At 71.1% G+C, this 13,664-nt stretch carries 11 protein-coding genes; 6 read left to right on the plus strand and 5 right to left on the minus strand.

Going from position 1 to position 13,664, the window contains the following annotated elements; all coding sequences use genetic code 11:
- Positions 1 to 378: 378 nt before the first annotated feature.
- A complete protein-coding gene (locus ACFYT9_RS01100) occupies positions 379 to 801 on the plus strand; it encodes a CrcB family protein (RefSeq protein WP_376595827.1) in 423 nt (140 codons plus the stop codon).
- Positions 798 to 1,145 (plus strand): fluoride efflux transporter CrcB, encoded by a 348-nt coding sequence (gene crcB / locus ACFYT9_RS01105; RefSeq protein WP_376595828.1) that lies wholly within the window; start codon positions 798 to 800, stop codon positions 1,143 to 1,145. The genes ACFYT9_RS01100 and crcB overlap by 4 nt, the downstream gene beginning before the upstream one ends.
- Before the next feature lie 22 nt (positions 1,146 to 1,167).
- Here crcB and pucL read toward each other — a convergent pair whose 3' ends face one another.
- The 3 genes from pucL to ACFYT9_RS01120 all read right to left on the minus strand — a co-directional run bounded on the left by pucL (position 1,168) and on the right by ACFYT9_RS01120 (position 5,275).
- Positions 1,168 to 2,088, minus strand: coding sequence for a factor-independent urate hydroxylase (gene pucL, locus ACFYT9_RS01110; protein WP_376595829.1), 921 nt, complete (start codon positions 2,086 to 2,088; stop codon positions 1,168 to 1,170).
- Between the two features lie 222 nt (positions 2,089 to 2,310).
- On the minus strand, positions 2,311 to 3,489 hold the full coding sequence (locus ACFYT9_RS01115; RefSeq protein ID WP_389160137.1) for a winged helix DNA-binding domain-containing protein: 1,179 nt from the start codon (positions 3,487 to 3,489) through the stop codon (positions 2,311 to 2,313).
- Between the two features lie 139 nt (positions 3,490 to 3,628).
- The gene (locus tag ACFYT9_RS01120; RefSeq protein WP_389160139.1) at positions 3,629 to 5,275 is read right to left on the minus strand and encodes an MFS transporter; all 1,647 of its coding nucleotides are present in this window, start codon (positions 5,273 to 5,275) and stop codon (positions 3,629 to 3,631) included.
- Between the two features lie 171 nt (positions 5,276 to 5,446).
- Between ACFYT9_RS01120 and ACFYT9_RS01125 the strand changes: the two genes are divergently transcribed.
- Positions 5,447 to 5,818 carry an ArsR/SmtB family transcription factor gene (locus tag ACFYT9_RS01125; protein ID WP_389160141.1) on the plus strand — a complete coding sequence of 124 codons (372 nt, stop codon included), beginning with the start codon at positions 5,447 to 5,449 and terminating at the stop codon, positions 5,816 to 5,818.
- A 342-nt stretch (positions 5,819 to 6,160) separates the two neighbouring features.
- A complete protein-coding gene (locus ACFYT9_RS01130) occupies positions 6,161 to 7,255 on the plus strand; it encodes an ABC transporter substrate-binding protein (protein ID WP_389160143.1) in 1,095 nt (364 codons plus the stop codon).
- 242 nt (positions 7,256 to 7,497) lie between these two features.
- Here ACFYT9_RS01130 and ACFYT9_RS01135 read toward each other — a convergent pair whose 3' ends face one another.
- The gene (locus tag ACFYT9_RS01135; RefSeq protein ID WP_389160144.1) at positions 7,498 to 7,995 is read right to left on the minus strand and encodes a hypothetical protein; all 498 of its coding nucleotides are present in this window, start codon (positions 7,993 to 7,995) and stop codon (positions 7,498 to 7,500) included.
- Positions 7,996 to 8,697: 702 nt separating this feature from the next.
- Here ACFYT9_RS01135 and ACFYT9_RS01140 point away from each other — a divergent pair.
- A complete protein-coding gene (locus ACFYT9_RS01140) occupies positions 8,698 to 10,176 on the plus strand; it encodes a hypothetical protein (protein ID WP_389160146.1) in 1,479 nt (492 codons plus the stop codon).
- Positions 10,177 to 10,260: 84 nt separating this feature from the next.
- Positions 10,261 to 13,029, plus strand: coding sequence for a P-loop NTPase fold protein (locus ACFYT9_RS01145; protein ID WP_389160148.1), 2,769 nt, complete (start codon positions 10,261 to 10,263; stop codon positions 13,027 to 13,029).
- A 127-nt stretch (positions 13,030 to 13,156) separates the two neighbouring features.
- On the opposite strand, the gene ACFYT9_RS01150 is transcribed toward ACFYT9_RS01145, so the two are convergent.
- A complete protein-coding gene (locus ACFYT9_RS01150; RefSeq protein WP_389160150.1) occupies positions 13,157 to 13,597 on the minus strand; it encodes a hypothetical protein in 441 nt (146 codons plus the stop codon).
- Positions 13,598 to 13,664: the final 67 nt, after the last annotated feature.

The raw sequence follows: 13,664 nt of genomic DNA on the forward strand, positions 1-13,664 counted from the left end.
GGGAACACTCCGGCGGCCGGGTGCGGTGGTCCCGCCACACCCACCCGGAGCCACTGCGACGACCACTTCCGGCCTCCCTCCGGAGGAACTGACAGACTCGCCGGACGTGCTTTGACCCGTCGCGCTCCGTCGCCGGACCATCGCAGAGCGAGGCGACACGGGTGCCCGGTTAATGCCCCAGGCCGGGGGACCCCGCCCGTGCGCCTCGCCCTGACGGCGGCCCCGCCCGTACCCGCGGAGCCGTCCCGGAAGGCGGCCCCGTACCCGCGGTGCCGTCTGCTGACGGCGGCCCCGCCCGTACCCGCGGAGCCGCTTGCTGACGGCGGCCCCGTACCCGCGGAGCCGCCGGCCCCGACGGCCTCCCCGTACCCTGAGGCCGTGACATCGCGCGGTCTGCTCCCGGTCGCCCTGGTGGTCTCCGCCGGCGGGGCGCTCGGCGCTGCCGCGCGGTACGGGGCCGCTCTCCTGTGGCCCGCCCCGGACGGCCGGTTCCCGTGGACGGTCTTCCTCGTGAACGCCTCGGGCTGCGCCCTGCTGGGCGTGCTCATGGTGCTGCTCACCGAGGTCCGCGCCCGCCCCGCCCCGAACCCGCTGCTGAGGCCCTTCCTCACCACCGGGCTCTGCGGCGGGTTCACCACCTTCTCGACGTACGCCCTCGACACCCAGCGCCTGCTGGCCGGCGGGCACACCGCGCGCGGGCTGCTCTATCTCGGCGGGACGCCCGTCACCGCCCTGGCCGCCGTCTGGGCCGGGACCGCCGCCGCGCGGAGCCTCGTACGCGACCGGCGGGAGGCGGTGTGAACTGGCTGCTCGTGGTCGCGGGAGCGGCCGTCGGCGCGCCGCTGCGCTGGTACGCGGACCTCGCCGCGAGGGCCCGCTTCGGGCCGGGCTTCCCCTGGGGCACCCTCGCCGTGAACGTCGCCGGGTCCTTCGTCCTCGGCCTGGTGGCGGGCCTGGCCTCGGCGCGGGCGCAGCTGCTCCTGGGCACCGGGCTGTGCGGCGCCCTCACGACGTACTCGACGTTCTCGTACGAGGTGCTGAGGCTGTACGAGGACGGCGCGAAGGCCCGCGCCGTCCTCTACGTCCTGCTCAGCCTGGCCGCCGGGCTCGGAGCCGTGTGGCTCGGAGCGGTGGCCGGCCGCTGACCGGGAGCCGGAGGGGCACCGGTCAGGCGGTGATCCAGTCGGAGGTGGCGATCACCGGCTGGACGCCGTCGCGGTGGACGGTCCCCTCGATGAGGCCGTACATGCGGTCCGCCGCGAAGTACACCTCGTTCTCGTTCTTCAGCCCGAAGGGCTCCAGGTCCACCAGGAAGTGGTGCTTGTTCGGCAGGTTGAGCCGCACCTCGTTGACCGACGGCACGTGGTCGAGGACCCGGCAGGCCATCGCGTGCAGGGTCTGCTGGAGCGAGTAGCTGTACGTCTCCGCGAACGCCTCCAGCATGTGCCGGCGGGCCTTCTCGTACGAGCGGTCCCAGTCGTGCTCCGGATCCGCCGCCGCCGTGGCCGAGTTCGCCCAGCGGGCGGTGACCTTGGTGGCCAGGATCCGGTCGTACGCCTCCTGGAGCGTCGTGTACTCGTCCTTGATGAAGCCGTGGAACTCGGAGTTGGTCGAGTTCATCACGGTGAGGTCCTTCAGCCCGGACAGCACCTGGAGACCGGTGCTCTCGCTGTACGTGACCTGCGCGGTACGCACCTCCTGGCCCTTGCGGACGAAGGAGTGCTGCTCCTTGCGGGTCGGCACCGGGATCCGCTCCCAGGCGTACTCCTCGACGCGGATCTGCGCCTCGCGGATCACCGACTGGGAGGTCACGAAGTGCTTCGCGAGGAGGATCGCGAACGCCTCGGGGGAGGCGATGCCGTGCTCCTTGGCGAAGGCGTAGACCGTGTTCTTGGTGGTGTCGGTCGGCAGGCAGTTGCCGTTGTCGCCGGTCAGGTGCACCTCGCGGTACTCGCCCCGCAGCGCCACCGACACGTTCAGGTCGCGGATCTCGTGCCAGGCGCCGTCCTCGCCGCCCCTGCGGGCGATCCGGACGATGCGGTTCTCGGCCTTGCCGTACTGGTTCTGGGCCAGAACGTGCTTGCTCATGCAGTTCACTCCTGCGGGTACGCGGATACGGGTATCCCGTACGCCCGGCGTCCAGCGCGCCCGCGTCCCGCGGCCGTGCGCTCCCCGCCGTCCGGCCCGTGAACGGCGGACCGCCCCGGGACTGACTCGCATCCCGGTCCGTAGGTTGTGGCTCGAAGATAAGTGCCTTCCGGGTGGCTGGCAATGGGGGAGCGGCGTGGCGTCCCGCTCCGGCCCGGCGGCTCAGTACGGCAGCACCCGGGTCTCGGCCGCGGGCAGGCCCTTGGCCCACCAGTGGTCGTATCGCGCGTACACCCGCGGATCGCGGTCGGCCAGGAGCCCGCCCAGCGCCGCCGCCTCGGCCGCGAGCCCGGCCCAGTCGGCGGCCGTCAGCGGGTGGAAGGCGGCCGCCTCGATCCCGCCCGCGACCGGCCGCCAGGCCCCGGCCACGTACCCGTCGACGAGCAGGGTGGGCAGCACGTCGCCGTTGACGCGTATGACCTGCCGGCGGTACGCGGCCGGGACGATCCGGCTCCGGTCCGCGTACGCCAGCAGCGTGCTGTCCCACATCGCCATCAGGCGCGGCGGCGCCGGCGCGTCCCCGTCCGGCCGGTCCGCCCCCGGCAGGTCGTACAGCACCGTGCCGTCCGGGCCCGCCAGGACCTCGGCCGCGCCGTCCCGGACGAGCGCGTCGAGCGCCGCGCGGGCCCGGCCGCGCTGCACCAGGCCGAACTGGGCCAGATCCGCCGCCGACGCGGGTCCGAACCCGGCCAGATAGCGGCGCGCCAGCGTCTCCAGCCCGGCGGCGGCCGCCTCGGGGCCGGTCCGCGCCGGCTCGGGTCCCGACGCGACGAAACCGGGGGAGGCCGCGTACTGCCACGGCGGGCCGCCCGGCACGTGCCACAGCGGCGCGTACTGCCGCAGCAGCCGACCGGCCGCCGGGGTGAGGCTCCCGCCGCCCCAGGACTCCTCGGCGCGCGCCCGCAGTTCCTCGCCGGTGCGCGGCCGGGACGCGTACGCGAGGAGGTCCGGCAGCAGCGTGTCCGCGTCGTCCGGCGTGATCCCGGTGTCGGTGAACCTCCGGTCGCGCAGCCGGCTCCCGCGCAGCGTCGGCTCCACCGCCTCCCGGAACGGCCGGTAGTCGTCGGTGTGGACGAGGTGCAGGGTGATCCGCATCAGCGTCGAGCGGACCAGCCGGAACGACTCCACGGCCGCGTCGAGTCCGGCCGGGTCGAAGCCCGCCACCCGGTTCCACAGCGCCACGTAGGGCGACCCCGGCTGCTGCGCCTGGAGCGCCACCACCCGGCGGACGGCCTCCTCGACCCCGACCTGTTCCCTGGCCAGCAGCAACTGGCGGCTCAGAGTCGCCCGGTTGAGGGCGCGGGCCGTGAGGGCGGGCGGGGGCGGCGGGTTCGCGGTCATGGTTCCGATTGTGGCGCGCGGGTCCGACAACGGTCCCCGTCTCACGGCGGGACGACGTGCGGGTGTCCGGGGACATCGTGGTCGTGCCGATTCGGAGGTGCCTCGGGCGGGGCGGTCCTTCGGGTGGGCCTTCGGTGGGTCAGCTCGCGGGCGTAGTAGGGGACTTGCCGCCGCCGCGGCGCAGCAGCAGGGCGATGGCCGCGAGCAGCACCAGGCAGGTCGCGGCGAGCACCCAGATGACGGTGTGGAAGGAGCTGTCGTAGGCGTCGACGAGGAAGTCGACGAAGCCCTCGCGCTGCGCTGCGGAGACCGCCTCCGCGGGTCCGTCGATGTTGCCGCCGGCCGCCGTGCCGGCGACGGTGGCGGCGTCGCCGGCGCCCGGGAAGGCGGCGATTCCGTCGCTGTTGCGGCCGGTGAGGAGGGTGGCGAGGAGCGAGCCGTAGACGGCGACCGCGACGGCCTCGCTGCCGAGGCGCAGGGTGTTGAGGAAGCCCGCGGCCATGCCGGCCCGCTCCGGCGGGATCAGGCTCAGGGCCTCGCCGTCGACGAGACCCGCGGCGAGGGCGTACCCGGCACCGGTGATGAGCATCGGCAGGGCGACCAGCGCGAGGTCGACGTCCGGGGAGAAGAGGGAGAGTCCGGCGACGCCGACCACCAGGCAGGCCAGGCTGACGAAGATGACGGTCATCGCCCGGACGCCCTTGGCCACCAGCTTGGCCGCGAGCAGCGGGAGGACCAGCATCGGGAAGGTGAGCAGCACCATGATCAGGCCGGCCGCGCCGCTGGAGTAGCCGCCCGCCGCGGTGAGGTAGCTCGGCAGGTACGTGAGCATGGTGACGAAGGCGAAGGAGCCGGCGACCGGCACCAGGCACAGGGCGAGGAAGCGGCGGTCGGCCACGGCGCCCAGGTCGAGCATCGGGTGGGTGTGCCGCTTCTCGACGGCGGCGAAGGCGGCCAGCGCCAGGATCGTGCCGGCGAAGAGGCCGAGGACGCCCGGACTGGCCCAGCCCCACTGCGAGCCCTGGGCGATGCCGGTGGTGAGGAGCAGCATCGCGACGACGAAGAGGGCGGTGCCGGCCACGTCGATGCGGGCGTCCTGGTCGCGCGTCTCGCGGACGCCCTTGCTCATCGCGGGGACGGCGAGCAGGACCAGGCCGAGGACGACGGCGTGCAGGGCGAACACCCAGCGCCAGCCGGCGGTCTCGACGAGCAGGCCGGACAGGGAGGGGCCGAAGGAGACGCCGAGGCCGGCGACGGTGCCGAAGAGGGCGAACGCCCGGCCGCGGGCGGGGCCCTCGAAGACGGTGGAGAGCAGGGCCGCACCGCAGGCGAAGAGCGCCGCGCCGCCGATGCCGGCGAGGGCGCGGGCCGCGTCCAGGACGTAGACGTTCGCGGCGAAGACGCTGACGAGCGAGGCGGCGGCGTAGAGGGCCGCGCCGATCGTGAAGGCGCGGATGCGGCCGATGATGTCGGCGATCGAGCCCCAGGCGAGGGTCAGGCAGGCGAAGGCGACGTTGAAGGCGTTGACCACCCACTGGAGCGGGACCAGGCTCGCGCCGATGTCGGCGCCGATGTGGGGCAGGGCCACGCCGGTGCCGGAGATCGAGGTGGGGACGACGAAGACCGCCAGCAGCACCGCGGTCAGGATCAGGGTCTGCCGGCGGGGTGCGGCGGCGCCGGGGGAGTCGGTGCGGGTTGCGGCGGTGCCGGGTGCACCGGTGCGGGTTGTGGCGGTGCCGGGTGAGTCGGCCTCGGGCCCGGTGGCGACGGACTCGGTCTGTGTCATTGGAGGAAGCTCCCGTTCCAGCGGCGCACTTGAGAAAGGTTCGAAATTTTTCGAACCTAGGCTGGCAGAGCTGAAGGTACGATGCAAGTGAAACCTGACAAGCTCGGCGGCCTCCGGACGAGGGCCGCCTCCGCCGGACGGTGGACGAGCAGACCGAAGGAGCCGCAGCGCATGCCCGACGAGGAAGGCCACCCGACCCGGAGCGAGATGGACCTGCCGACGGTCCTCAACGCGCTCTCCGACCCCCTCCGGTACGAGGTGATCCAGGGCTTCCTGACGCTCCCCGACGGCACCGAGCGGACGTGCCTCTCCTTCGGCCTCCCGGTCTCCAAGTCGACGCTCAGCCACCACTTCCGGATCCTGCGCGAGTCCGGCCTGGTGCAGCAGGTCAACCGCGGCAACAGCCGCAAGGCCCAGCTGCGCAGGGAGGACCTGGAAGCCCGCTTCCCCGGTCTGCTCGACCTGCTGGCGGCCAACCCGCTCGCCCGGCGCGCCGGAACGGACCCGGAGCCGGAGCCGGGGGCCGCGGCGCCGGTGCGGTGACGAGCGGGCGGTTGCCGGGGAGTCGGCCGGACGGCGACCCGGCCACACCGGACGGGCCACACCGGCAGCCGGGCGGCACGCCTCGGCGCTGAACGCCGGCCGGTCCACAGCGGGTTCCCGCTTGTCCTGGGCCGTTCGCTCGCCGGCCGCACCGCCCACACCGCCCGCACCGCCTGCTGCGGCCTCGGCGCCCCCGGCGCGGAGGCGGAGCACGGCGCGGCGCACTGAGGCGGGCGGGGGCCCGCGTTGAGCAACCGGGCGGCGCGCCGGGAGGTCGTACGCCCCCTCCCGTACGAACAATGGGGTGAACCGTACCGAAACGCCCCCGGGAGACGCCCGCCGATGAGCACGACGACGTCCGCACCCCCCGTCCGGATCGGCGCCCTCGCCCCGCTGACCCGCCCCGGCTGGACGGAGGCCGGGCGGCATCTGCTGGCCGGTCTGGAACTGGCCGTCGCGGAGACCGACGCGGCCGGCGGCATCGACGGCAGGCCGCTCGACCTCATGGTCCGGGACACCGCCGCCGATCCTCGCAGGGCCGAGGCGGCCGTGGACGAACTGGCCGGGCTCGGCGTGGCAGCCCTGGCCGGCGAGTACCACAGCGTCGCCGCCCGCGCGGCGGCCGCCCGGGCCGACGCGCTCGGCCTGCCGTTCCTCTGCTCCTCGGCGGTGCTGGACGCGCTGACCGAGCGGCCGACGGACCGGGTCGCGCGGCTGGCCCCGGCACAGTCCCACGGCTGGCGCGTCTACGCCGACTTCCTGCTCGCCGCCGGCCACACCCGTGTCGCGATCGCCGCCGAACCGAGCGTCTACTGGGCGGCGGGCACCCGCATCCTCCGCGACCACCTGGCCCCGCGAGGCGGCACGGTCACGACGCTCGACGCGAGCGCCCCGACCCCCGGACCGCTCTGCGACGCACTGGCCGCCGGCGGCGCGACGGCCCTGCTCCTCCTGTCGGGCTTCCCGGACCCGGCGGTCCCGATCGTCCGGGCGGTCCGCAGGGACCCCCGCCTCGCCGGCCTGCTCATCGGCGCGCCGGCCGGCCAGCCGGAGTTCGCCGAATGGGCGGCGCTCCTGGGCGGCGACGGCGCGGCGATCCCCTTCCTCCGCTACCTCCCCGAGCGCCCGACGCCCCTGGGCGCCCGCGTGGAGACGGCGCTCCGCGCCCGCCTGGGCGCCGCCCCCTCCTTCGTCGCCTTCGAGGGGTACGACACGATCACCGTCCTCGCCGAGACCCTCCGCGCCCACGGCACGGACCGGGAGGCCATCGCCCGGTCATGGCCGCGCGTCACCGTGGAAGGCAGCCGCGGCACCATCCGCTTCACCCGCCCCGCCGGTACCCCGGTCCGCCAGTGGGCCTGGCCCCCGGTCCAGGTGGCCGACCGCGACCCGGCCGCGCCCACCCGCTTCCGCACCCTGCACACGACCCCGGCCTGACCGCCGGCACCGAGCCCCCGGCGCTCGAATCACGGCCCCAGGCGAGCGTCAGGCGCCCGCCGCCTCTCCGGTCACCTCGATGATCCGCGAGATCCACTTCCGTGTCTGGTGCCACCGGTTGCAGTACCGGCGCGAACGCCACCACGACCGGTACGCGACCGGCCGCTTGCACCACTTGCACGTCCTCACACGCCTCTGAGCCCCCATGCCCGCGACTCTAACCCGACCGGCCTGCGGCATCGCTAGGGGCAGGGGCCGTCGCCGACGGTCGCGTGGGAGACGTAGAAGGCGAGCCTGTCCGGGCCGGGAGGCGGGAGGTCCGCGGTGTCGGGGAAGACGACGGGCGGTTCCTCGTCGAGGGTCAGGGTGACGTGAGCGCAGTACGAGGCCGTGGTGTCAGCGGTGCTGACGGTGTACCTGCCGGCACCTGCCTCACGGGTCTCGACGCCGTACTCGGGCCCGATGCCGCTCCTCCGGATCGCCTCGGTGATCAGACCACCGTGGTCGCCCTCCAGGACCGTGTAGTGACGTCCCCCGTCCAGGCGCTGGATGCCCGCGTGGACGGCGTCGCGGAGCTCGCCCTCGCTCCACGTCGACTCGGCCCGCATGCCGATCAGCCCTCCGAGCGCGAGGAGCGGTGTGAGCACGATGAGGGCGAGACCGACCGGGTTGCGGTGGTTGTAGACGTACCGGCTGGTTCCCCACCTGCTCCGTACGAGAACGTGCTCGTCGTCGTCCACCGTGCTGCCTCCGTCTCCTGCGGGCCACACCCATGACGGGGCGTCGGACACGCCCCCCACGGCCGGTGCGCGGCCTTCGCCCCGCCCGGAATCCACCGCCCTGTCCGCCCCGCCCGGAGAACCGCCCCCGCTGCGCGAGACGCCCGGGGCGAGCCGGGCGTAACTCCGCCTCTCCCCCATGGTCGCGAAAATTCCGCCCCAGGACACCGTGAGGAAGTCGGCAGAGCTCACCCCCCGTCCCTGCCGGAACCCGGCAACACCCCCGGGCGCCGCCCCCCCCGCCCGGAACCAGCCCCGCCCGGAACCAGCCCCCGCCCAGCAAAAAGACCCTCCCGAAGGAGGGTCGATCGCGGTGCGCCCCCGGCAGGACTCGAACCTGCGGCCAAGTGCTTAGAAGGCACTGGGTGGGTGGGGGAGCGGGGTGGCTATGACCTGCGCGAACGGTCTTGGCCGCCGGATTCTCGCGAAAATTTCGGGCGCTTTCGGGACGGCAGGGCGGTCAGTGGCTGCTCCTCGCCTGTGACAGAGGTGAATATTCCTCAGATTGCCCCGATCGTGTTGTTGCGGACGTGGCGTACGAGGAGAAGAGCGGGACCGCGTCGTGGTCCAGAGCCGAGTCCCTTGGCTCCGCCAAATCGGGTGCTCTCTGTCAGACCCGCCCACCATGATTGGTGACGCAAGTGGCACTGAGGGGAGGCTGAGTTGGAGAAGCTGACTGCTACACAGCTCAAGGAGGTGTTCGGTTTGTCGGAGGAGGCGTGGTTGCGTCTCGCCGACGACGTCATCGAGCCTCTCGATGACGAAGCCTTCGCTGATGGCCCGAAGAGATGGTCTGGATACGTGTTTGCACGGTGGCTCGCCTCTGCCCATCCTGAACTGGCAGGCGCGGGGCCTCTTCTGCTTCGTCCTGCACCCTTGGCTGAGCCCCGATATTTGGGGGGCGTGTACCGCGACGCGGACGACGGAACGGACGTCCGTGCCGAGTACTTTGCCGGGCGTTGGGACACCCGAGAGGGAATCATCGCCATCGTCTTTCCGCGTGACGGCATGCCCGACGCGAGGAGCCTTCTCGAAGTACACACGGACACCGCCAGCCTCGTTGTCGTCGAGCACTTCTACGCCTTCGATGGGCCCCAACTGCAGGTGGTGGACCGAGAGAGGCCTGAGCTCGTTTACCACCCGTCGTGGAGCGACCTAGCCGCGCACGTGGGCGGCCCCGTCCCATGGTGGCCCAGCGCGTTGCGTCGCCGTGTCCACCTCACCGCATGGACCCCCGGAGACGCTCCAGTCCCTGTCGACGTGGCCACCTATCCCTCCTGGGAACCGCTCTACGAGCTGGCACGACAGGAACCCGAGGGTTCCCCGGTGCGACACGCCTGCTTCACGATCGGCCACCGCATCCGGACTAGTGCGGCGGAGCACGCGTCGTGGGAGATGGAGAACCTCCGCTCCTGGACGGCAGGGCCGGGCGATTCGATGGTGTATCCGGCCGTTCCGAGAATGTCCGACCCCGGCCCCGGAGAACTCGCGACGGACGCTGTCGTTGGTGCCGGACTTGCCGAACTCTGCGGGCGTACCGATGACCTGGCCGTGGAGTGCCTCGAGCATGTCAGTGCCTGGAGCAGCGAAGACCTTCCTTACGGTGGCACGTTCCAGGTGACCCGAACGGACGTTACCTGGATGGCGGCCGAGTGGATCAACCGGCTGCGTGAGGTCCCACCGACGGCTCTACACCGGGTGTGGGGCGAGAGTTACCAAACCGTGGGTACCTTCGTCGATCCGGTAACCGGCAGCCCGGTGGTCGCGGTGAAGGGGAAGTTCATTTTCCGCCGTGTCAGCGAGATCACCTACATAGGTCGGGCGCCCAAGCGCCTTCCCGAGGGGACGGTCCTTAAGGAGGTCATCCTCGACGATCCGATCTGGGTGCGGACCGACGACGGAGTGCTCTACCCGGCTCCCGTCATGGACGCCCCGGGGCTGTCCTGGGGATATAACGGTTCAGGTCCCCACACGCTCGCCCAGTGCGTAGGACGGTTGCTCGATGACGGAGGCGCCCACGCGGTTACCTATGGCGACGACGGTAAGGACGAGCCAGGGCTCGGGAAGTACTTCCGGATCAAGCACAAGCGCGGGACGCGTCTGACACGGAGTGACCTCGTTCGAGCCCGCAGGGGCGGGTGATCTTGCGCCGCATCACTTCCCGACTTCACGGCCAGATCGCACCCTGGACTCCACACCCCGCCTCTTCCGAAAGGCACTTCGTTCATGTCCCGACGCCGCCCACGCCCTGCTTGGCAGGTTGCCGACTTCTTCGCCCTGGAGCGGGAAGCGGAGGTGTACCTTGCGGCGGTCGATGCCTGCCTGGCCATGCCTGCCGTCGCACGGCGCCTCGGTGTGCGGCCCCAGGCCACAGCTGAGAACGCCCGTGCGGCCATGCTCACCGAGGCCAACGTCGAACGGGCTGTCGCACCTTGCCAGGCCACTCAGGAGCGCTTCCGTTCGTTGCTAAAACGAAGCGAGCGGCAGCGCCAGCGGCTCGACTACCTCCACGACCGCATGCATCCGCTGACTGCGCTCTTCTGTGGAATCACCGTACTTGCCCTACTAGTAGTGGCCTTCTCCTCCTGGCCGATAGCCCTCGCTGCCGCGTTGGCTCCGCTGCTGACTGCAGCGGCGATCTGGCGGCACCAGGTATGGCGCATGCACGTCCTGCTCAACCTGCGGGAGTGGGCCCTGCGTCCACGCGTCGCCCTGCTGGACAGAAGGACCGCGTGGGCGGCAGCCGCTTGGAGCCGGGACCTCCAGGGAAATGGCGTCCGCCCGCTGACCGATCGGGTGGTCGAGGCACTGCTCGGCGAGGACCACGACTCACTGCTCCTTGCAGACAACTTCCACGGCCTGCGCTCGCCGCGCAATCCGCAGTACGTGGTTGAGAGCCTGGCTGCCCGGAGTCTGACCCGCAAGATTGCCCAGCTTGAGAGCGGTGGGACGATCGCGGTCAGTGGCTCCCGAGGCGCGGGCAAGTCGACCCTTCTGGAGACTTGCGCCGGTGAGGCTGGGTTCGCAGTCGTCGTGCAGGCTCCGGCCACCTACTCGCCGTACGACTTCCTGTTGTCCCTCTACGTTCGAACCTGCGAGAGCTATCTCGTGCACATGGGTCACGTGCCTCCCGCGTTCCTCCGGCTCTCGCCTTTGCGTAGAGCGGCACGCCAACTGTTGCCGGCTTTGCGAAAAGGGCTCACGGCGCTGGCATTCGGGCTGGCGGCGGGCTCACTTGTCATCCTCGGGTTGGCCGCAGCAGTGCGTTCCTTCACGGCCCAGCAGTGGCCGACTGTGCGTGCTCGGGCGGTGGACCTCTGGCATGAGGCAGTAGCTGTAGTGCTCGACATCTGGAAGGGCGAACGGATCGGCGCGGCGGTCCTCGTCGTGGCTGCGGGCGTCCTGTTGTGGAGTCTGCGGCGGTGGAAGCGATGGCGTGCCATTCGTGAAGGTGCCCGGGTCGTCCTCGTCGTCGCGGGTGTAGGGCTGATTGTCGCCACCTTCTTCTCGCTGTTGGGCGATGACGACTTGCGCACCCTCGTGGGGGAGGCCATCGGAAAGACTGATGGAAAGGCTGATGGAGAGGGCTTCTTCCTGCTGTTTGTCTCGCTCGCTGGCCTTTTTAACCTCCTTATCGAACAGCCATGGGAGATCCGTGGGCGAATCCTCCTCACCCAGCGTTGGCGGCGTCGGGTTGGATGGGTCCTCTTCCTTATAGGGCTTGTGCTGCTCTTCACTTTGCCCCTGACGCAGGCTCTGGTGGCCGACCCTGAAAATCCGCTTCGCCTCACCGTCGCTCTCACAGGCCTGATGCTTGTCAAAATGGTCACGTGGAGCCCGGTGAGCCCAATCCCGCCCCTCGTCACCACCTGCCGCGACGAGCTGTACCGGCTGCAGACCGTGCAGACGGCCTCCTCTGCCGTGACGGCCGGGCCGCCGCAACTGCTCACTGCGCAGACGACCTCGCTGTCGACCCTGCCGCCGAACTTCCCAGAGCTGGTCACCGACTTCCGTGCGCTGCTGACGGAGATCGCCGCCGAGCAGCACCGGCGCGAGCAGCGGGTCGTGATCGCGATTGATGAGGTGGACCGGCTGGGCTCCGATACCGCGGCGCTCGCCTTTCTCGGCGAGATCAAGGCCATCCTCGGCGTGCCCCATGTGCACTACCTGATCTCGGTTGCCGAGGACGTTGGCGCATCCTTCGTGCGTCGTGGGCTACCCCACCGCGGGGTCACCGACAGCTCGCTGGACGACATCGTGCACGTTCCGCCCTGCACGTTGGAGGAGTCCAAAGAGATCCTGGAGCGTCGGGCGTCCGGTCTCTCCGAGCCCTACAAGGCACTCACGCACGCCCTCTCAGGCGGCGTACCCAGGGACCTCATCCGCTACGGCCTGCGTCTGGACGAGATCGAGGCCAAGACACGGTTCGTCGAGCTCACCGACATTGCGGAGCAGCTGATTCTTGAGGAGCTCAGCGACACGCTCGCCGGCTTTCGTACACTCCTGGGCAAGCAGCGGTGGACGGAGCGGACCGGAACGATCCTCGTTGCCTTCCGGAACGCGATGGACCATCTGCGGCCGACCTGTTCCTGTGGCTCGACCGAGCTCCGGTGGGCCCTCGAGCACGTGGCCTTCCACGACCTCCGCGGGCACCTGAGCGAGGAGGCGGCTGCAGAGGTCTCGGACGAGGCCCGGGAGCTCCTCGACGAGGCGTCGGCCTATGCCTTGTTCTCTCTGACACTGCTCGACATCTTCGGCAGGGGAGACTTTGCCCGCCGTCGGGATGAGGCAGCGGCACGCGGCCCCGCCGGGGCCTTGGAGCTGCTCGGTCGCGCTCGTCAGGAGCTGGAGGTGTCGCCGTACAGCGCGCGGCACCTGATCGGATCGATCCGTACCGCGTGGCGGCTACAAGAGGGCCCGGCTGCTAACCCGCTGGCCGCTATCCCCCTGCCCCGTGGCACCGAGTGTCCGCGTCATCCGAGAGTGCCGGCCTGATGCTGATGACGCTCTTTGAAATCGGCCACCCTCTGCTCAGGGGTGATCCCACACCTGAGCGCGATTCCCCAGTCTGGAGTGACATGACCTCCGTGGTGCAGGGGCCGGTTTGTTCCTCGGCTGATGGTCAGGGCTGGTTCGCGATCTGTCGGCCGAGCTGTTCGAGGAACTCCTGCAAGCTGGACGCGGCGACCTCGAAGTCGTCAGACCAGGAGGCCGCGGTGGACTTCCAAACTTGTCCGCTGTCTCCGATCGCGAACAGATGGCCTCCGCCGTCGCTGGCGAAGACCAACGCGATCGATTCGCCGACGATCGGAGCGGGGCCGCACTCGCGGAAGTGTGCCGCCACCGTTGCTGGTGAGTGGATGAAGTACCCGTTGTCGACGTCGGGCAGGGAAGCCTCGCTGATCACCCAGTAGAGAGTGGTCAGGTCAGAGGGGATCGGCGTCAGGTCCACGAGCGCGTCCGTCGCCTGGTGGCTGTCGTCGGTTGCGAGCATCACGGTGTTGTGGCCGGGCGGGAAGCCGTGCGTCGGGAGGAAGGACTGCATCAGCTTCGTCAGCGCCACGTCGGTCTGTTCCCGCCAGGACCGGACCCACTCCGCGTCAAGCCGCTCACCAGGCACGTTTCCCCTC

Source organism: Streptomyces sp. NPDC004435, from assembly GCF_042873895.1.
Lineage (GTDB): Bacteria > Actinomycetota > Actinomycetes > Streptomycetales > Streptomycetaceae > Streptomyces.

Excerpts from the sequence above, each read along its gene's own strand:
- pucL (WP_376595829.1), bottom strand. The coding sequence starts at position 2,088 with ATGAGCAAGCACGTTCTGGCCCAGAACCAGTACGGCAAGGCCGAGAAC.
- ACFYT9_RS01115 (WP_389160137.1), bottom strand. The coding sequence starts at position 3,489 with ATGACCGCGAACCCGCCGCCCCCGCCCGCCCTCACGGCCCGCGCCCTC.
- ACFYT9_RS01120 (WP_389160139.1), bottom strand. The coding sequence starts at position 5,275 with ATGACACAGACCGAGTCCGTCGCCACCGGGCCCGAGGCCGACTCACCC.
- ACFYT9_RS01125 (WP_389160141.1), top strand. The coding sequence starts at position 5,447 with ATGCCCGACGAGGAAGGCCACCCGACCCGGAGCGAGATGGACCTGCCG.
- ACFYT9_RS01130 (WP_389160143.1), top strand. The coding sequence starts at position 6,161 with ATGAGCACGACGACGTCCGCACCCCCCGTCCGGATCGGCGCCCTCGCC.
- ACFYT9_RS01145 (WP_389160148.1), top strand. The coding sequence starts at position 10,261 with ATGTCCCGACGCCGCCCACGCCCTGCTTGGCAGGTTGCCGACTTCTTC.